The organism is Denitromonas iodatirespirans, assembly GCF_018524365.1.
Lineage (GTDB): Bacteria > Pseudomonadota > Gammaproteobacteria > Burkholderiales > Rhodocyclaceae > Nitrogeniibacter > Nitrogeniibacter iodatirespirans.
On sequence record NZ_JAEKFT010000018.1, the window covers coordinates 55,802 to 72,571 of the forward strand.

A 16,770-nucleotide genomic window follows, 5' to 3' on the forward strand; every position below is an offset into this window, starting at 1 on the left:
ATGGACCGGGTCTGGAAACCGAATGTGACGGTGGCTGCGGTGGTCGAGCGCGGCGGACGCTTCCTGCTGGTGGAAGAGGAAACGAGCGACGGTTTGCGCTTCAATCAGCCGGCCGGCCACCTGGAGGCGGGCGAATCGCTGGTCGAGGCGGCCGCGCGCGAGGCGTTCGAAGAGACGGCACACCCCTTCGTGCCCGAGTTCCTGGTGGGCATCTACCAGTGGCCGCGGCCGGACGGCGAGGTCACCTACCTGCGCTTCGCCTTCGGCGGATCGGTGGGCGAGGCGATCGCCGGGCAGCGGCTGGACGCGGGCATCGTGCGCGCGGTGTGGCTGACCCGCGAGGAGATCGCCGCCTGTGCCGAGCGGCATCGCAGCCCGCTGATCCTGCGCTGCGTGGACGACTACCTGGCCGGCCAGCGCGCGCCGCTCGATCTGCTGCGGCACTATGCCGAATCATGAGCGCACTGCGTCGTGCCGGCCTGATCGCCCTGATGCTGAGCGCACCCCTGACAGCGCTGGCCGCGGCGGAGGTGTCGATCTGCTACAACTACGGCTGCGTGACCGAGGCGCCGGTGCGTTTCGATGACGCGGCGCTCGGGGCGCAGCAGCGCCGCCTGGCGACGGCACGCACTGCCGAGGAGGAGCGGCAGATCCTGGCCGAGGTGATCGGCTGGATGTACCGCGAGGCCGGCAAGCAGTCGCCGATCCATGCCGATCGCGCCGGCGACTTCCTCGACGACGGGGTGTACGGCCGCATGGATTGCATCGACCATGCCACCACTACCACGCGCCTGCTCGCCGTGCTCGAGGCGCGCGGTGCCTTGCGCTTCCACAGGCTGTTGCCGCAGGCGCGGCGCACCCGCTTCGTGCTGTTTCAGCATTTTTCGGCGGTGGTCGAGGAGATCGTGCCGGCGCCGCAGGCTGCGGTCGAGGCCGTGCCCGACCATGTGCCGGTGCTGCTCGCCCTGTGCGACTGCGATGTCAGCGACGATCTGCCCAAACCGGCGCCCGAGGCAGCCGGCACACCCGGTGCGCGATACGTGATCGACACCTGGTTTTACGACCATGGCACGCCGGCGGTGGTTTTGCCGTTGGCCGCGTGGCTAGATGGAGAAGGACCGAATGTCCAGTAAGCAAGACCCGAACGGGATGAAAGTGGTGGTCGGCATGTCCGGCGGCGTGGATTCGTCGGTGGCGGCGCTGCGCCTCAAGGAACAGGGCTATGAGGTGCTCGGCCTGTTCATGAAGAACTGGGAGGACGATGACGACGACGAGTACTGTTCGACTCGGCAGGACTTGGTCGACGTCGCCTCGGTGTGCGACGTCATCGGCATCGATCTCGAAGTGGTGAACTTCTCGGCCGAGTACAAGGACCGCGTGTTCGCCGACTTCCTCAAGGAATACCAGGCCGGGCGCACGCCCAACCCCGACATCCTGTGCAACTCCGAGATCAAGTTCCGCTGCTTTCTCGACCACGCCATGCAGCTGGGCGCCGACAAGATCGCCACCGGCCACTACGCCCGGGTGCGCGAATGGCAGAGCGACGGGCGCCGCGAGTTCCAGCTGCTCAAGGCCGAGGACGGCACCAAGGATCAGAGCTACTTCCTCTACCGCCTGCAGCAGGCGCAGCTGGCCAAGACCTTGTTCCCGCTCGGCGACCTGTACAAGCGCGACGTGCGGCGCATGGCCGAGGCGGCCGGGCTGCATGTGCACGACAAGAAGGACTCGACCGGCATCTGCTTCATCGGCGAGCGCCCGTTCCGCGAGTTCCTCAGCCGTTACCTGCCGACCCAGCCGGGCGAGATCCGCTCGCTCGACGACGACCGCGTGCTCGGCCAGCACCAGGGCCTGATGTACCACACCATCGGCCAGCGCAAGGGGCTGATGATCGGCGGCATCAAGGGCATGGAAGACGCCGGCGGCGAGCATGACGCCTGGTATGCGGCCAAAAAGGACATGGCCGCCAATGTGCTCTACGTGGTCCAGGGCCACGACCATCCGGCCCTGCTGCGCGACCGGCTGGTGGCCACCGAGCTGAACTGGATCGCCGGACGCGACCCGCACACCCACTGGGTGTATACCGCCAAGCCGCGCTATCGCACGCCCGATCAGCCCTGCGAGATCGACCGCATCGGCAACGGCGAGGCGGAAATCGCCTTCGCCGAGGCGCAGTGGGCGCTCACGCCGGGGCAGAGCGTGGTGGTGTATGAATCCAAGGTGTGCCTGGGTGGCGGTGTGATTGTCTGAGCGCCGCGACGATGGCGCCGCGGCGATGGTGTTGCGGGAGGGCGCGATGAGGCCGGCACAGACTGCGGTCGCTTACGATCGCATTGCCGGGCACTGGGATTGCCCGGCCTTCGATGGCAGCGATGGCATTGCGCAACATGAACGGGCCTTGCGCTTCCTCGCCAGGCCCGGCACTGCGCTGGATATCGGCTGTGGCAGCAGTGGCCGCATCATGGGGCTGCTGCTGAGCCGGGGGTTTGTGGCCGAGGGGCTGGATCTGTCGCAGGAGATGCTGCGGCGTGCTCGCAAACATCATCCGGCGCAACGCTTCTACCACGCTGATGTGTGCGAATGGACGTTTCCGACGCGCTACGATTTCATTTCCGCGTGGGACAGCCTTTGGCATGTACCTTTGCACCAGCAGCTTCAGGTGCTGCACAAAATCTGCGATGGGCTGGTGCCTGGGGGCGTGCTGATTTTCACCACGGGGGGCGTCGAGCAGGCGGATGAAGTGACCAATCCGTGTTTCGGTGAGCCGCTCTACCACGCGGCGCCGGGCATTCCTGCCCTATTGCGCACGCTGGACGCAGCCGGTTGTGCCTGCCGGCATCTGGAATACGACCAGCACCCCGCCAACCACGTGTTCGTGATCGCGCAGCGCCGCAGTGCGCTCGACCGGCCCGAGGCTTAGGCCACCCGCGCCGGCGGACAGGCAGGTTCGGCCCAGCGTGCGGCGAAGGCGTCGCACTTCTCGATGAATTCGCGCGTGCTCTTGGGCATCGGCACCCGGGCGCGGGTGATGTAGATCAGCAGGGAGGTGCCGGCGCGCAGCAGCTCCAGACCGGTGTCGGCATTGCGGATCTGGCTGCGGACCGGGCGGGCCGGCAGCTGGGGCGTGAAGCGGTTCATCTTCTCGCCAGCCACCACGAAGGCCGGCCAGATGTCGAAAATGGCCGGATCGGTGCGCAGCGTCTCGCACTTCTCGCGTGCGGCCTCGGCGTACTCGTGGATCAGCGGCTCGATGCCGGCGAAGATGCCGTTGCTGGTGAAGGCGCGGATCATCGCTGCGGCGATCTTGTCGATGTCGCGCATCGACTGGGCAATCTTGATGTAGCGGCTCTCGTAGAAATCTTCGATGGGGATCGAGAAGGCGCGGAAAGGCTCGCCCCACAACTCGTCGATGCCTTCCTCGCCGCTGATGTGATTGACCAGGCGACCCAGTTCGAGCGCCTTCTGCAAACAGGAGCCGCACTGGCGCATGAGCGGGTTTTCCTGGCCGATGTCGACGCCCAGCGCCTGCAGTTCGACCAGCTTGGTGAAGATGTCGGCGGCGCGATTGAACAGGGCGCCGGCCAGCATGCCGCCCTTGACCCGGCGCATGGCTTCGTCGGTTTCGGCCTCGAAGGACTCGCGCGCGGCTTCCAGGCGGAAGCCGGGGATGTTGATACCGTGTTCGACGTGATTGAACAGCCGGCGGGTCAGTGCCCCGATCAGCTTCTTCTTGGCGGCGAGCGTGTCCTCCGGCGGATCGTAGACCTTGATCCAGTAGCCTCCGTAGTACACCCGCAATCGATTGTTGATGACTCGCCGGGTCCCCTCGGCGAGGTTCTCGTCCATCTGTGGCATCGCGCAACGGCCGTAGACCGCCCTAATACTATCGAGCAGTGCAGTCTAGTACAAAGGTCGTAGCTTGTGCAGCGCAAAAAGGATAAACGGTCGTTTAGGTCCCGCGTCGTGCCTGCAAGCGCTGGTGCCGTTTCCGGAGAATATGCCATCGCCATAGGGTGTGCGTGGCCGCATAGCCCACCACAGCGCCGACTATAGCCATCAGTAGCATGCCCAGCAGCAGCGGTTGTCCGATGCCGGACAGCCAGGTCCACGCGTTGGCGAACCAGGCGCCGAGGCTTTCGTGGACGGGGGGCGTGGCCGCCTCCGGATGCGGGGCGATGCCCAGCAGCCGGGCGCCCAGTTGGTAGGCAAAGTAGTACAGCGGCGCGTAGGTGAAGGGGTTGCTGATCAGCGTGCTGACCGCGGCGATCCACAGGTTGGCGCGCAGCGACAGCGAGACGATCACCGCTGCCGGGATCTGCGCCACCGGAATCATCAGCCCGAAGAAAGCGCCGATCGCCACCGCCCGGGCCACCGTGCGGCGGTTGATCCGCCACAGCGACGGATCATGCAGCCGCGGGCCCAGCCAGCGCAGCAGGCGGTGGCCCTTGATGCTTTCGTGGGAGGGCAGGAAGCGGTGGATCATCGGCAGGTCCGGTTGAACGTACGGTGGCGACTATGTGGTGGCGAGGCGGCGAAATCAAGGGGCCGACAGCCTCCCTAGCAGAGGGCGCCGACCCGTGGCCATGCCGCCGCGCTGCGCGCTGGATGATAGCCGAGAACGCAGGGGCGCCGGCGGTGGGGCAACGCCCCCTCGGTGCCGGGTGCGGTGAGAGGCCGGGGACCCTACAACAGATCGGGCGGCACCACGGTGCGCAGTACGGTCTGGGTTTCGCCGTCGCGCACGCGGTTGGTGAACCACCACAGCGACCCTTTCTTGATGGTCCAGTCGGCCTCATGGCCGGACAGCAGCAAGGCGGCCAGCTGACCGAGCGCCGGCTGGTGGCCGACCAGCAGGGCCGCGCCGCGCCCCTCGGGCCAACCGGTGGCAGCGAGGATGTCGGCCACGCCCTTGTCCGGTGCCAGCGCCGGCACGATCTCGAAGTCGTCGGCGAAGGCGCTGGCCGTCTGGCGGGTGCGCAGCGCCGGGCTGACCAGCACGCGCAGGTGCTTGGGGCGGTTGTCGGTGAGCCACTGGGCGACCTTGCGCGCCTGCTTCTGGCCGCGCTCGGTGAGCGCTCGGGTCAGGTCGGGAGTGCCGTCTACGGCTTCGGCATGGCGCCACAACAACAAATCCATGGTGTCCTCGTCAGGATGGGCGTCAGCGGCTCGCGCGCCACGGGGTCTTGCCGCTGAGCAGGGTGTCGATTTCGAGCAGCGCACGGCGTCGCGTGCGGGCATATTGGCGGGCATGCCAGCCGATGACGAAATGGGCCGGGCCGCCCAGGTCGGGCTGGACGTCGGCCCAGTCGAGCATCCGGGTCCGGGCGATGGCTGCGTCGTTCAGGTAGCCCAGATCGGTCTGCGCCTGGCGCAGTGCGGACAGGTAGTGCTTGATGGGTTTGCCGTCGAACAGCGGGCGGAAGAATTCAAGGCCGTAGCGCAGTTGCTTCAGGCTCACCCGCAGCTGGTGCAGGTGCTCCGGGTCCAGGATGTCGGCATTGGCAAAGCGCTTGCGGGCTCGCTTGCGCAAGGCGCTCAGTTGCAGACGGGCGAAGGCGGTCAGGTCGGCGGCGGCATTGAGCGCGTTGCCGTCGAGGCAATGGAGCTCGGCGGTGAAGGCGAGCAGGCGCTGGCCATGATCGGCATGGGTCAGACGTTCGCGGGCGCTGGCGCGCGCCGCATCGCGCACGCCGCTCGCATGCTCGCGCAGCGCGTCGAGCAAGCCGGCGGCCATCAGCGGCTCGGGCTCGGCCGGCGCGAGGATATCGGCCAGCATCACGTCGATGTCGCGGGTGTTGCCCAGGTCGGCCGCGGTGTCGCGCAGCACCTCGGACCAGCGGTCGACGAAGGCCTCGGGCAGGGCCGGGCGGAACAGGCGCAGCATGCAGCGCAGGCGGCGCAGGGCGATGCGCATCTGATGGACGTATTCCGGCTCGTCATGTGCCAGCGCACCGAGGGTGTTGTGCTGCCATTGCTGCAAGGCATCGAAGGCCAGGGCGCGAAAGGCGTCGAGAGGCGACTGGCCGGCGTCGATGACGGATTTTCCGGCCGGGCGCGGGGTGTCCGGTTGACCGAGGAACAGCCGGTAGCCGCGCTCGGCCTTGCTGCGGTCGCTGGGGATCAGCGGCGCGCGCTCGGCCAGCGTGCCGGCCAGCGCGAACAGGTCCTGCGCCGTGCCGCGCACCAGTTCGAGCTCGACCTCGCAGATGGCTTCGCTGGCGGCGCCGGCCTCGATCCGGCCCTGGTCGATCATCATCAGGATCTCGACCTCGGGCGCGGGGGTGAGGCGGCGGGTTTCGCGCTTGAAGGTGGTGGTGAACACCGGCTGGATCTGGTCGGCCATCGCCTCGAGCCGTTGGCGCAGGGCCGGCACGTCGATCGGGCTGAAATCGAACTCGCCCAGGAAAGGGTGCTCCCACTCCGGCCGTGACGACAGGCCGCCGACCGAACTGGCGGCGCATTTGATGGTTTGCAGCCAGGCCTTGCCCTGCTTGCGCGTGCGCACCGCGATGCGCGCCTTGTGCAGGGCCAGTTCGGGGGTGTCGTAGTAGGTGTTGACCAGGGTCTGCGCGTTGCCGAGCTTTTCGGCGGCCATCACCTGGGGATGCCGGCGCAGTGCGCGGATCGCGTCGGGGGCGAGGGCCAGTTTGAGTTCGGTTTCGGTACTCATGAGGGCCACATTATCCTTTCCGTTTCGTGACAGTTTGATGAGCGTGTCCGGGTGGGCGTCGGGCGCCATTCGAGAGAATACGCCCGTCCTGCGCGCGGCGGATGCGTCGGCCGGGCGTGACGGGAGGGGCCGGCGGATTGTCGGCCGGCGCGGCGCGGTGGGGTTGTACGCGGGCCGGCGGCCCGGGCCGGGGGGCTTCGTTCGGTGGTGCTCAGTCCGCGTCGGCGCGCCAGTGCCCCGACTTGCCGCCCTGTTTTTCCAGCAGGCGGATGCCGTCCATGACCATGCCGCGATCGACGGCCTTGCACATGTCGTAGATGGTGAGCAGGCCGACCTGCACGGCGGTGAGCGCTTCCATCTCCACCCCGGTGCGGCCGACGGTTTCGGCGGTGGCGGTGCAGGTGATCCGGTGGGCCGCGGCGTCGAGCGCGAAGTCGACGGTGACGCGCGTAAGCGGGATCGGGTGGCACAGCGGGATCAGCTCGGCGGTGCGCTTGGCGCCCTGGATGGCGGCGATGCGGGCGATGCCGATCACGTCGCCCTTCTTGGCGGTGCCGGCGGCGATCATGGCGAAGGTGTCGGGGGCCATCGAAATGCGGCCTTCGGCCACACCGATGCGGCGGGTTTCCGCCTTGGCGCCGACGTCGACCATATGGGCCTGGCCGTCGGCGTCGAAATGGGTAAAGCCTTGCGTCATGGGGCGTTCGCCGCTGCTGCGGAACTGTTGAAAGGCGCGGGTATCATAGCACCACCATGATGAAACGAATCCTAGCCTTCGGGCTCAGTGCGGTGCTCTCGGTGCAGAGCGTGGCGGCCGGTTTGCCGGATCTCGGCGAGTCGTCGGCGGCGGATCTGTCGCCGGCGCTCGAGCGGCGCATCGGCGAGCAGGTGATCCGCGAAATTCGCTGGCGCGAGCCCTCGTATCTCGACGATCCGCAAATCGAGTCCTACCTCTCCGGGCTGGGCAACCGCCTGGTGACGGCCAGCAAGAGCGGCGGCAGTTTCCAGTTCTTTGCCCTGCGCGACCCGACGCTCAACGCCTTTGCCATGCCCGGTGGCTACATCGGCGTGCACACCGGGCTGATCCTGTCGGCGCGCAGCGAGTCCGAACTGGCCTCGGTGCTGGCGCATGAAATTGCCCACGTCGAGCAGCGTCACATTGCCCGGCTGGTCGGCAAGCAGAGCCAGTCGAGCCTGATCATGCTGGCCTCGCTGCTGGTGGCGGTGCTGGCCGCGCGCAGCAGCGACCAGGTGGCACAGGCCGCGGTGGCAGGCGGTACGGCGGCCGGCATCCAGAACCAGCTCGGCTACACCCGCGAGTTCGAGCGTGAGGCCGACCGCATCGGCCTGCAGACTCTCGACGCCGCCGGTTTCGATACCCGCGACATGGCCAACTTCTTCGAGCGTCTGCAGCGCGAAACCCGGCTCTACGAGAACAACGCGCCGGCCTACCTGCGTACCCACCCGCTGACCACCGAGCGCATCGCCGACATGTCCAACCGGGTCGAAGGCGCGCGCTACCGGCAGGTGGCCAGTTCGGACGAATTCACCCTCGTGCAGGCGCGGCTGGACACCCTTGAGGGGGCGGCGCCCGATGTCTTCCGGCGCGAACGCCACGCTTGGGAAAACACCCGCCAGCCCACCGCGGGGCAGCGCTACGCCTATGTGCATGCCGCCTTGCGGGCCCGCGAGCTGGAACGTGCCGAAGCGGCCTGGCAGGGCTTTGCCGCGGACGAGCGCAATGCCATGGTGGTCGCCCTGGGCGCCGAGCTGGCCATGGCGCGGCGCGACTACGCCGGCGCCATCGCCCGGCTCGACCCGGCGATTGTGCGATTCCCGCAGGCACGTTACCTCGACTACCTGCGCGCCGATGCGCGCATGGCGGCAGGCAAGCACGAAGCGGCCATCGCCGAGCTGCGCGAGCTGACCACGACCTATCCGGACGACTTTCGTAGCTGGACGCGCTTGGCCAAGGCCTATCAGGCGGTGGGCAACGTGAGCCAGTCGCACCGCGCGCAGGCCGAGGTGTATGCCCTGCAGGGCGCCTGGTCGTCGGCCATCGGCCAGCTCGAAATCGCCCAGCGCGAGGGCAAGACCGACTTCTACACCCAGTCGGTGATGGATGCCCGGCTGCGTGAATTTCGCGCGCGCTTCGACGACGAGCGCGCCTGGCGCGACCGCAACGCCCGGTGACGGACGCGCCGCATCGCACTAGAATGCGGCGCTGAGACCAACAGGAACGCGCCGACATGAAATTCGACAAACAAGTGGATGCCAGCGGACTGAGCTGCCCGCTGCCCATCCTGCGTGCCAAGAAGGCGCTGGCGGAAATGGCCGCCGGCGAGGTGCTGCGGGTGCTGGCCACCGACCCGGGCTCGGTCAAGGACTTCGAAGCCTTCGCCCGCCAGACCGGCAACGAGCTGCTGCAGAGCGAGACGGTGGGCGAGAACCAGTTCGAGTTCTTCTTGCGGCGCAAGTAGCCGCTGGCCGCTTCGACCCCCGGATGACGCCGCGCAATGCGGCGTTTTTCATGGTGCGCCCGGCAGGGCGCACCCACTTGGAGGTGGAAGTCCTCTACTCGCCCGGCAAGGGGAAGGGTTAGCCGAACGGCAAGGGTGTCGCGGGTAACTGCGAATCTGGAGGAAGCCGAAGGCAAAGCGCTGGCCTGACGAACAGGAAGCGGATAGGAGGCGGCACAGCGGGGTAAGGCGGCCATTATCGTCGAAGCCCGAAACTTGCACGGAGCGCCGTGCCGTATATCCGACAGGTATAAGCGTGAAGGTGGGTGCGTCATACCCGGGGAGATCCTCACGGGTGCCATGGTGCTACTGACGTCGTGAGGCGTCGGGATGCGCGTGAGGAAGTCAGCCGAGGCCATAGTAGGTGCCAGTACGGGCTGAAGGGCCGAACATGGAAGAACGCGATTAGGCGAACGGTTCTCGATGAAGTCGTCGAAGACAGAAGTCCGCGAAACAAGCGGGGCGCGCGCGCAGGAATCTGGACAGAATCCGGAGGGTGTCGTGTTGCGTGTCGAGACGGAATCGGCGGCCGGGGCGCGGACGAAAGCGGAGTTGGAGCGGATGAGTGAGCTGATGGAGGTCGTGTGTGAGCGCGGCAACCTATGGCTTGCTTACGAGCGGGTGATCCGTAACAAAGGTGCGGCCGGTGTCGACGGCATCGGCGTGAGCGAGTTCAAGGCTCATCTACAGCAACACTGGCCGACGATCAGGGCCAGGCTGCTGGCGGGGACGTACATCCCGCAGGCAGTGCGCCGGGCGGACATTCCGAAGCCGCAAGGCGGGGTGAGGACGCTGGGCATACCGACGCTGACGGATCGATTGATCCAGCAAGCGTTGCATCAGGTGCTCTCACCGATCTTTGAGGCGGCTTTCTCCGAGTCGAGCTACGGCTTTCGGCCGGGGAGGTCCGCCCATCAGGCGGTCAAGGCGGCGCGGCAGTATGTCGCCGAAGGCCGGCGTGTCGTGGTGGATATGGATCTGGAGAAGTTCTTCGATCGGGTCAATCACGACATCCTGATGGCGAAACTCGCACAGAAGATTGGCGACGGGCGGGTACTGAAACTGATCCGACGGTATCTGGAAGCGGGAATGATGGCCGAGGGCGTGCTCAGCCCGAGGACGCAGGGTACGCCACAAGGCGGTCCCCTGAGTCCGCTGTTGTCGAACATCCTGCTGACGGAATTGGACCTGGAACTGGAACGCCGAGGCCATGCGTTCTGCCGCTACGCGGACGACTGCAACATCTACGTCAGAAGCCACGCGGCAGGCGAGCGGATACTGGCGAGTATCAGCCGGTTTCTGTCCGAGCGGCTCAAGCTCACGGTCAATGAAGCCAAGAGCGCGGTCGCGCGGCCGTGGGAGCGGAAGTTTCTGGGCTACAGCCTGACATGGCACAAGAGCCCGAAGCTGCGGATCGCGCCGGCCAGTCTGAAGCGGCTGACGGACAAGATTCGCGAAGTGCTCAAAGGTGCGAGAGGGCGTAGCCTGAGCGGCGCAATCGCCGAACTGAACCCGGTGCTACGGGGCTGGGCAGCGTACTTCAAGCTGACCGAGACCAAGCGGGCACTGGAAGAGATCGACGGTTGGCTCAGGCGCAAGCTGCGTTGCATCCTGTGGCGACAGTGGAAGCGCCCGTATACTCGTGCCAAGAACCTGATGAAGGCGGGGCTGAAGGAGGAGCGGGCGTTCCGCTCGGCGTTCAATCAACGTGGGCCGTGGTGGAACAGTGGCGCCAGCCACATGAACGCAGCCTTCCCGAAGTCCTTCTTTGATCGTCTGGGTCTGGTGTCGCTGCTCGATACGAGGCGACGACTCCAGTGTCTTTCATGAACCGCCGTATGCGGAACCGCACGTACGGTGGTGTGAGAGGGCGACGGGGGTAACCCCGTCCCCTACTCGATGCCTGCAGGGACGTCATCGCGCCGACTCACGAGGGCTTCGGCCTCGCGGCAGGTGCCGTGGAGGATACCCAAACGATCCCGGCCCGGTGCATCATGGCCATGCCAGATCATGACGCGGGCAGGTGCGACATGTACCCGCCCCACCGGAGAGGAGACTCCCATGCACTACAAGGGAAGCTGCCATTGCGGCCGGATCGCGTTCGAGTTCGATGGCGACATCACGCAGGCGGTCGCCTGCAATTGCTCGATCTGTTCGCGCAAGGGGTCGCTGCTGCATTTCGTGCCGCGCGACCGGTTGCAACTGCTGACGCCGGAGAACGACGCCAGCAGCTACACCTTCAACAAGCATGTCATCCAGCACCGCTTCTGCCCGGTCTGCGGCATCCATCCGTATGGCGAGGGGGTCGATCCCCAGGGCAAGCGCATGGCGGCGATCAACCTGCGCTGTGTCGAGGGCCTGGACGTCGACAGCCTGACGGTGCATCGCTACGACGGTCGCGCGCTGTAGGCGGCTGCGGGCGTTCTGCCCTCAGCGGATCGCCCTGAGGTAGTGCGACTCGAAATACCGCTTGGCCCAGTGCAGCGGCCGGGCGGGCGGCAGCATCAGGCTGCGGCGCGGGCTGCGATAGACCAGCATGCCGCTGTCGTAGCTGTCGACGATGCAGATGAGCTCGGCCTTCGGCGTGGCCGTGGCCGGCCGGCCGTCGAGGGTGGCGAGCAGGTTGTGCACGGCCGCCCGTGCCTGCAGGTCGGCCATGTGCGCCTGCTTGGGCAGCCAGTCGGGGCCGGGGTAGCTGCCGGCGTCACCGGCCACGAACACGGCGTCGCGCCCCTCGACCGCGCAGTGGCTGTCGGCCTGGATGAAGCCGCCGGGCGAGGCGGGCAGGTCGCTGTCGGCCAGCCAGGCGGGGCCGGTGAGGCCGGGCATGAAGAGGATCAGCTCGGCATCGATATCGCCGCCCTCGGTGCGCACGCCGTGCTCGGAAAAGCTGAGCGGTTTGTGGCCCAGATGCGTGTCGATGCCGCGCCGGTGCATCTGGGCGACCAGCGCCTTGACCGCCTTCTCCCCCAGGCGCTTTCCCGGCTCGGTGGCGGCGTTGAAGAAGGCGAGGTCGATCGCCTCGCGGCGCTTCTGGCGTCGCAGCCAGCGCTCCAGCCCGAACAGCAGCTCGAACATCGGCCCGCCGCGCACCGCCGACGGCTCGGCCGGGTTGGCGCCGAAGCCGACCGCGATGCGCCCGCGCGGCATGGCCAGCACCCGCTCGCGGATGCGCTCGGCCGCCGCGATGCCCTCGCACAGCGTGAGGGCATGCTCGATGCCGGGCAGCTTCTTGATGAAGCGCCCGCCGGTGGCGATGAGCAGCGCGTCGTTGCGGTATTCGCCAGCGTCGGTGACGACCCTGCGACCGCCGTCGAGCACGGCGGTGACGCTGGCCGGCACATGCCTGACCTCGTGCCGAGCGAAGAAGGGGCCGAGCGGCACGCGCAACTGCTCGCCCCGGCGCAGCCCGGTGGGGATCCAGATCAGGCTGGGCAGGTAGATGAACTCGGCGTGCGGCGCGATCAGCGTGATGCGCGCATCGGGCGCGTGCTCGCGTAATTCGCGTACGGCGGTCAACGCGGCAAAGCCGGCGCCGAGGATGCAGATTTCCGGTGTCGTCATGGGGGCTCCGGGGTGTGGACGATGGGTCAGCGAGGTTTGGCGGGGGCTGTGCCGGTGTGGTCGATCTCGTCCTCCACCTCATCCCAGCCGGTGATCATCGCCTTGATGTGGGCGAACACCGTGTGGCCGGTGGTGGTGAGATAGACATGGGCGATGACGAACACCAGCATCATGAAGGCGCCGGCGGTGTGCACCGTGGCCACCTGTTCCAGGCTCAGCCAGCCGTCGAGGCCCAGGCGGCCCCAGTAGGCATAGAACAGGTAGAGCAGGCCGGACCCCCAGATCACCGGCGAGACCAGCGCCAGCAACACCAGGTAGGCGAGGCGCTGGAGCGGGTTGTGCTTTTTCTGCACGGTCTTGTGATAGGGGTGCGGCGCGCCGGTGAAGATGCCGAACATGTAGTAGCGCGCCATGGCCACCAGTTTGCTGGCGGTGGGGATGTACTGGCGCCATTCGCCGGTGGTGAATTGCCAGAAGATGGTGAAGGCCCACAGCGCCAGCAGCGTCCAGGCCGACAGCGTGTGCAGGCGCACGGCGCGCTCGAAGCCGAGGCTGTGGTAGCTGCCGTGGATCTCGAAGCCGGTGACCAGCATGAGGATCACCAGCACGGCCTGGGACCAGTGCCAGAAGCGCTCGTAGCGCTTGAAGACGTAGATGCGCGTCATCGGGGTGGTGTGCGACATGGCTCAGTCCTCCTTGCGCAGATGGGTCAGGATGCGGGCGATGGCGTGCAGGCTGACGCCGAGCAGGGCGGCCAGCGCGGCGAGCCAGCCGAGGCGGTCGAGCCAGGGGCTGCGGTCGCGGCCGGGGAGGTAAACACCCTCGATGCCGGCCAGGCGGCCGCCGTCGGCATGGCATTCGTGGCACGCGACGGCCTTTTCCTTGGGCGCGACCATGTGGGTGATCGGCCACAGCATCTGGGTGTCGACGAAGTCGTACTTGCCGCTGAAGGGGGCGCCGGTGGCCTCGGCGCCGGCAGCCAGGGCCCGGGACCAGTCGAAGTTGTACCAGAACGACGTATCGCCCGGCACCGCCACATTGGGCACCAGCAGCGTCTTGCGCTCGGTGTCGTAGGGCTGGCGGCCGTGGAAGACCTTGACCGGCCAGATGCGGGCGTTCGGCGCGCCGGGCTCGCCATGGAAGACGTTGATCGGCACCCGGGTCGTGGGGTCGATGGTGTCGTTCAGCAAGGTGTAGGTGACCCGGCCGTCGAACCACTGGTAGGCCGGCGTCACGTTCTGGCCATGGACGAAGGCGCCCTTCTTGCTGTCGTAGATCACGTGGCCGTGGTCGTCCTTTTTCTGGAAGGGCTTGCCCTCGGCGCTGAGCTGGCCGGCTTGCGACCAATCCCAGGCCATCTTGGTGGACACGCCGCCGCGGGCGAAGGCCGGGATGTGGCAGGTCTGGCAGGCGAGGGTGTCGGTGTGCGCGTTGAGGCGCTCGGCGGCGAGCAGGCCCTCCTTGTGCGGCTTGTCGCCATGGCAGGCCTGGCAGGCGGCCGGGTTGCGCTCGGACTTTTCGCCGCGCAGCAGGGCCGGATGCGGGTCGGCGGCGGTCATCGCGATGCGGCTGCCGGCCACGGCGTGCTGATCGCTCACATGACAGGTACTGCATCTGAAGTTCAGCCCGTCCTTGTCCATGTGCACATCGAGCGCGTGCGTCGCGGTGTTGAGCGAGGAGTCCAGATCGCCGTGCTTGACGCCGTCGCCGCCACCGCCGTAGTAGTGGCAGGCGCCGCAGTTGTCGCGGCGGGTGGGGCCGACGGCCTGGGCGATCTTGGCCAGGTCGATCGGTTCGACGAACTTGCCCGAGCCCGGCGGATACTCGCTGCGCACCGTGACCGGATTGCCGGCAAAGCCGAAGGGCTTGGTGTACTCGCCAGTGTTGTGACAGGCCAGGCAATCGACCCGGCTGGCGTCGCTGAAGTCGAAGTGCTTGTCCTTCCAGCCATAGCCGATGTGGCAGGACTGGCAGAAGGGTTCGTTGGACTGGTCGCCGATGCAGAAGGCGTTGACCATGGTCTTCTTGCCCAGACGCTGGCCGGTGGCCGGGTTGGCGTAGTCCCAGGTCCAGTGGCGGGTCTGCATGATCTGGTGGCTGGCCTCGGTGTGGCATTTGAGGCAAGCGCGGGTGACCGCCGGGCCGCTGTCGAAGGGGCCGGCCAGTTCCTCGAACTTGCTGTGGTCGGCGGTCGATGCCTTGCCGCTGGCGCCGACCGCGCCGGCCGTGCCGGCCATCAGCACGGCGAGCGCGAAGAGGGCGTGTATCGCTCGGTGTCGCATGATGTTTTTGTCTCCTCGTAAGACGCCTCTGGCCGGGCGCTCTGCAGTGGTGTGGATGATGCGTGGTGCCCTAGGGGCTGTGAGGGGGTGGGGGGCTCAGGCCGGGCAGAACGGCATGTCCGGGCCGTGGGGCATTGGCGGTCAGGAAGCGCTCGCGGCTGCCGGCCGAGAAGGCGGCATTGCGGTGGCGCTCCTCGGCGATGGTGCTCACGGTGCGGCCGTTGAAGTCATGACCGGGGAACATCAGCGTTTCGCCCGGCAGCAGGAAGAGCCGCTGGGTGACGCTGTCGTACAACTGCCCGGGGTCGCTCTGCGTGGCGTCCAGGCGGCAGCCGCCGATCTCCAGCGTGTCGCCGCAGAACAGGCGGTCGCGCCACAGGAAGCACACCGAATCGGGGGTGTGCCCCGGCGTGGTCAGCACCCGCAGCACCTCGTTGCCGAAGACCACCGTCTCGCCATGCCCCTTGCGCTGCGCCGGGCCGTCGTAGGGCGAGTCGGTCCCCACCACCAGTTCGGCGCCGGTGAAGCGGCACAGCTCGCCGCAGTGGCCCTGTTCGGACGAATGCATGTGGGTGCGCAGGACGTAGAGCAGGCGCAGGTCGCGTTCCTGCAGCAGCGCGAGCAGCAACTCGGACTGTTCGGGCAGCGGGTCGATCAGCACCGCGTCGCAGGCGCTCATGTCGGCCAGCAGGTAGCCGATCGAGTGGCTGGGCGAATGGAAAATCTGGCGAAAATACATGCCGCAGTTCCCGAGCGATCTCACACGAAGACAGTGTTGCGGCGTTCACTTATCAAGGATCGTGCCAATTGGATGTATTGGAAAAACCTCAAAGAAACAATTGGTTGAGACGTTCTAACGGGAACTTTTCGTCCGTGTGGCAGTGGCAGTCGGCATAGGTGGCAGCGCAGGCTGCCACCTGTGACAGCATCTATGTGTGTTGCCCCGGTGTAGGTCTTGATGTCGGGGTTTGTCAGCGTGGGGTTGCGGGCGGGAAGGTGTCGCACGCGCTGGATGTTCTTCGCTACGACGTTTGCCTTATTTACTTCCTTTTTGGAGGCCTACAACATACGCCAAAGTCATTTTTTGATGCTGCCGTTCCGCCCATGACAACGCCGGAACCTGAGGACGAAATGCCGATGAGCCACAATAAAGTCGATGGACTCTGCCCGATTGGTGCCGAAAGCTCGATCGTTCCACGCCGCGACATCATCACCGGCCCGGCCCATCACGGACTGGCGGTCATACGGTACGCCGACGACCCGCCGATCCCCGGATTGCTCGAAGCCGATTTCGCCGCATCGCAGCTCATAAGGGCGCTGCCATGAGCCGCCCCTTCATCGTCCTCGGCGACAAAACCACTCACGGCGGCACGGTCATCAGCGCCGACTTCACCTTCGACATCAACGGCAAGGCTGTCGCCCGTGTGGGCGACAGCGTGGTTTGCCCCAAGTGCAAGGGCGTGTTTCCCATCACCTCGGGCACCGAAGACGTCGTGGGTGACGGTGGCGGCTATGCCCGCCACATGGATGGCACGGCATGCGGCGCCCGCCTCATTGCCAGCCAGAGCCTGACCACCTGGTCGAGCGAATCCTCGATGGGCGATCTGGTTGCGGCGGTCAAAGCCGATGCATTGAGCGCTGCGTCCCGAGTTGCGGCCCCCGCGTCCTCCGGCATCTGCCTTGACTGCCTGCGCAAGGCAGCGCACTTCGGCAGCCCCATGGTGATCCGGGACTGACG

19 protein-coding genes are annotated in these 16,770 nt (G+C 66.9%); 10 read left to right on the forward strand and 9 right to left on the reverse strand.

Features of this window, described 5'->3' with window-relative positions:
* Genes I8J34_RS15510 through I8J34_RS15525 form a run of 4 tightly spaced genes read left to right on the forward strand, consistent with a single transcriptional unit; the run spans window position 1 to window position 2,917 of the window.
* The gene (locus I8J34_RS15510) at window positions 1-459 is read left to right on the forward strand and encodes an NUDIX hydrolase (protein ID WP_214362537.1); all 459 of its coding nucleotides are present in this window, start codon (window positions 1-3) and stop codon (window positions 457-459) included.
* Window positions 456-1,133: a hypothetical protein gene (locus I8J34_RS15515; protein WP_230411862.1), complete on the forward strand. Its 678-nt coding sequence runs from the start codon at window positions 456-458 to the stop codon at window positions 1,131-1,133. Before I8J34_RS15510 ends, I8J34_RS15515 begins: the two co-directional genes overlap by 4 nt.
* A gap of 16 nt (window positions 1,134-1,149) precedes the next feature.
* Window positions 1,150-2,247 (forward strand): tRNA 2-thiouridine(34) synthase MnmA, encoded by a 1,098-nt coding sequence (gene mnmA, locus I8J34_RS15520; RefSeq protein ID WP_214362583.1) that lies wholly within the window; start codon window positions 1,150-1,152, stop codon window positions 2,245-2,247.
* Complete coding sequence (locus I8J34_RS15525; RefSeq protein ID WP_214362538.1) at window positions 2,240-2,917, forward strand: class I SAM-dependent methyltransferase; 678 nt, start codon at window positions 2,240-2,242, stop codon at window positions 2,915-2,917. Before mnmA ends, I8J34_RS15525 begins: the two co-directional genes overlap by 8 nt.
* Here the strand turns inward: I8J34_RS15525 and I8J34_RS15530 are convergent.
* The 5 genes from I8J34_RS15530 to moaC all read right to left on the reverse strand — a co-directional run bounded on the left by I8J34_RS15530 (window position 2,914) and on the right by moaC (window position 7,364).
* Window positions 2,914-3,843: a hypothetical protein gene (locus tag I8J34_RS15530; protein WP_214362539.1), complete on the reverse strand. Its 930-nt coding sequence runs from the start codon at window positions 3,841-3,843 to the stop codon at window positions 2,914-2,916. The genes I8J34_RS15525 and I8J34_RS15530 overlap by 4 nt on opposite strands.
* A gap of 103 nt (window positions 3,844-3,946) precedes the next feature.
* Window positions 3,947-4,480, reverse strand: a complete 534-nt coding sequence (locus I8J34_RS15535) for a DUF2062 domain-containing protein (RefSeq protein WP_214362540.1) — start codon at window positions 4,478-4,480, stop codon at window positions 3,947-3,949.
* A gap of 200 nt (window positions 4,481-4,680) precedes the next feature.
* Window positions 4,681-5,133 (reverse strand): SixA phosphatase family protein, encoded by a 453-nt coding sequence (locus I8J34_RS15540; protein ID WP_214362541.1) that lies wholly within the window; start codon window positions 5,131-5,133, stop codon window positions 4,681-4,683.
* A 22-nt stretch (window positions 5,134-5,155) separates the two neighbouring features.
* Window positions 5,156-6,667 carry a CYTH and CHAD domain-containing protein gene (locus I8J34_RS15545; protein WP_214362542.1) on the reverse strand — a complete coding sequence of 504 codons (1,512 nt, stop codon included), beginning with the start codon at window positions 6,665-6,667 and terminating at the stop codon, window positions 5,156-5,158.
* Window positions 6,668-6,878: 211 nt separating this feature from the next.
* The gene (gene moaC / locus I8J34_RS15550) at window positions 6,879-7,364 is read right to left on the reverse strand and encodes a cyclic pyranopterin monophosphate synthase MoaC (RefSeq protein WP_214362543.1); all 486 of its coding nucleotides are present in this window, start codon (window positions 7,362-7,364) and stop codon (window positions 6,879-6,881) included.
* 59 nt (window positions 7,365-7,423) lie between these two features.
* Between moaC and I8J34_RS15555 the strand changes: the two genes are divergently transcribed.
* From I8J34_RS15555 to I8J34_RS15570, 4 genes are all read left to right on the forward strand, one after another.
* A complete protein-coding gene (locus tag I8J34_RS15555; protein ID WP_313799673.1) occupies window positions 7,424-8,860 on the forward strand; it encodes a beta-barrel assembly-enhancing protease in 1,437 nt (478 codons plus the stop codon).
* A 56-nt stretch (window positions 8,861-8,916) separates the two neighbouring features.
* On the forward strand, window positions 8,917-9,147 hold the full coding sequence (locus I8J34_RS15560; protein ID WP_214362545.1) for a sulfurtransferase TusA family protein: 231 nt from the start codon (window positions 8,917-8,919) through the stop codon (window positions 9,145-9,147).
* A 462-nt stretch (window positions 9,148-9,609) separates the two neighbouring features.
* A complete protein-coding gene (gene ltrA / locus I8J34_RS15565; RefSeq protein ID WP_230411863.1) occupies window positions 9,610-11,016 on the forward strand; it encodes a group II intron reverse transcriptase/maturase in 1,407 nt (468 codons plus the stop codon).
* 231 nt (window positions 11,017-11,247) lie between these two features.
* Window positions 11,248-11,595, forward strand: a complete 348-nt coding sequence (locus I8J34_RS15570; protein ID WP_214362546.1) for a GFA family protein — start codon at window positions 11,248-11,250, stop codon at window positions 11,593-11,595.
* A 21-nt stretch (window positions 11,596-11,616) separates the two neighbouring features.
* On the opposite strand, the gene I8J34_RS15575 is transcribed toward I8J34_RS15570, so the two are convergent.
* The 4 genes from I8J34_RS15575 to I8J34_RS15590 form a co-directional block, all read right to left on the reverse strand.
* Window positions 11,617-12,750, reverse strand: coding sequence for an NAD(P)/FAD-dependent oxidoreductase (locus I8J34_RS15575; RefSeq protein WP_214362547.1), 1,134 nt, complete (start codon window positions 12,748-12,750; stop codon window positions 11,617-11,619).
* A gap of 26 nt (window positions 12,751-12,776) precedes the next feature.
* Window positions 12,777-13,433 carry a cytochrome b/b6 domain-containing protein gene (locus I8J34_RS15580; RefSeq protein ID WP_230411864.1) on the reverse strand — a complete coding sequence of 219 codons (657 nt, stop codon included), beginning with the start codon at window positions 13,431-13,433 and terminating at the stop codon, window positions 12,777-12,779.
* 3 nt (window positions 13,434-13,436) lie between these two features.
* Window positions 13,437-15,032: a tetrathionate reductase family octaheme c-type cytochrome gene (locus tag I8J34_RS15585; RefSeq protein ID WP_214362548.1), complete on the reverse strand. Its 1,596-nt coding sequence runs from the start codon at window positions 15,030-15,032 to the stop codon at window positions 13,437-13,439.
* Window positions 15,033-15,102: 70 nt separating this feature from the next.
* Window positions 15,103-15,771 (reverse strand): MBL fold metallo-hydrolase, encoded by a 669-nt coding sequence (locus tag I8J34_RS15590; RefSeq protein WP_214362549.1) that lies wholly within the window; start codon window positions 15,769-15,771, stop codon window positions 15,103-15,105.
* Window positions 15,772-16,169: 398 nt separating this feature from the next.
* Here I8J34_RS15590 and I8J34_RS15595 point away from each other — a divergent pair, with 398 nt between their 5' ends.
* Both I8J34_RS15595 and I8J34_RS15600 read left to right on the forward strand, forming a co-directional pair.
* Window positions 16,170-16,358 carry a hypothetical protein gene (locus tag I8J34_RS15595; RefSeq protein WP_214362550.1) on the forward strand — a complete coding sequence of 63 codons (189 nt, stop codon included), beginning with the start codon at window positions 16,170-16,172 and terminating at the stop codon, window positions 16,356-16,358.
* Window positions 16,355-16,768 carry a PAAR domain-containing protein gene (locus I8J34_RS15600; protein WP_214362551.1) on the forward strand — a complete coding sequence of 138 codons (414 nt, stop codon included), beginning with the start codon at window positions 16,355-16,357 and terminating at the stop codon, window positions 16,766-16,768. The genes I8J34_RS15595 and I8J34_RS15600 overlap by 4 nt, the downstream gene beginning before the upstream one ends.
* Window positions 16,769-16,770 lie beyond the last annotated feature (2 nt).

Coding starts and splice junctions, on each gene's coding strand:
- I8J34_RS15510 (WP_214362537.1), top strand. CDS start 1: ATGGACCGGGTCTGGAAACCGAATGTGACGGTGGCTGCGGTGGTCGAG.
- I8J34_RS15515 (WP_230411862.1), top strand. CDS start 456: ATGAGCGCACTGCGTCGTGCCGGCCTGATCGCCCTGATGCTGAGCGCA.
- mnmA (WP_214362583.1), top strand. CDS start 1,150: ATGAAAGTGGTGGTCGGCATGTCCGGCGGCGTGGATTCGTCGGTGGCG.
- I8J34_RS15530 (WP_214362539.1), bottom strand. CDS start 3,843: ATGGACGAGAACCTCGCCGAGGGGACCCGGCGAGTCATCAACAATCGA.
- I8J34_RS15535 (WP_214362540.1), bottom strand. CDS start 4,480: ATGATCCACCGCTTCCTGCCCTCCCACGAAAGCATCAAGGGCCACCGC.
- I8J34_RS15540 (WP_214362541.1), bottom strand. CDS start 5,133: ATGGATTTGTTGTTGTGGCGCCATGCCGAAGCCGTAGACGGCACTCCC.
- I8J34_RS15545 (WP_214362542.1), bottom strand. CDS start 6,667: ATGAGTACCGAAACCGAACTCAAACTGGCCCTCGCCCCCGACGCGATC.
- moaC (WP_214362543.1), bottom strand. CDS start 7,364: ATGACGCAAGGCTTTACCCATTTCGACGCCGACGGCCAGGCCCATATG.
- I8J34_RS15555 (WP_313799673.1), top strand. CDS start 7,424: ATGAAACGAATCCTAGCCTTCGGGCTCAGTGCGGTGCTCTCGGTGCAG.
- I8J34_RS15560 (WP_214362545.1), top strand. CDS start 8,917: ATGAAATTCGACAAACAAGTGGATGCCAGCGGACTGAGCTGCCCGCTG.
- ltrA (WP_230411863.1), top strand. CDS start 9,610: ATGAAGTCGTCGAAGACAGAAGTCCGCGAAACAAGCGGGGCGCGCGCG.
- I8J34_RS15570 (WP_214362546.1), top strand. CDS start 11,248: ATGCACTACAAGGGAAGCTGCCATTGCGGCCGGATCGCGTTCGAGTTC.
- I8J34_RS15575 (WP_214362547.1), bottom strand. CDS start 12,750: ATGACGACACCGGAAATCTGCATCCTCGGCGCCGGCTTTGCCGCGTTG.
- I8J34_RS15580 (WP_230411864.1), bottom strand. CDS start 13,433: ATGTCGCACACCACCCCGATGACGCGCATCTACGTCTTCAAGCGCTAC.
- I8J34_RS15585 (WP_214362548.1), bottom strand. CDS start 15,032: ATGCGACACCGAGCGATACACGCCCTCTTCGCGCTCGCCGTGCTGATG.
- I8J34_RS15590 (WP_214362549.1), bottom strand. CDS start 15,771: ATGTATTTTCGCCAGATTTTCCATTCGCCCAGCCACTCGATCGGCTAC.
- I8J34_RS15595 (WP_214362550.1), top strand. CDS start 16,170: ATGAGCCACAATAAAGTCGATGGACTCTGCCCGATTGGTGCCGAAAGC.
- I8J34_RS15600 (WP_214362551.1), top strand. CDS start 16,355: ATGAGCCGCCCCTTCATCGTCCTCGGCGACAAAACCACTCACGGCGGC.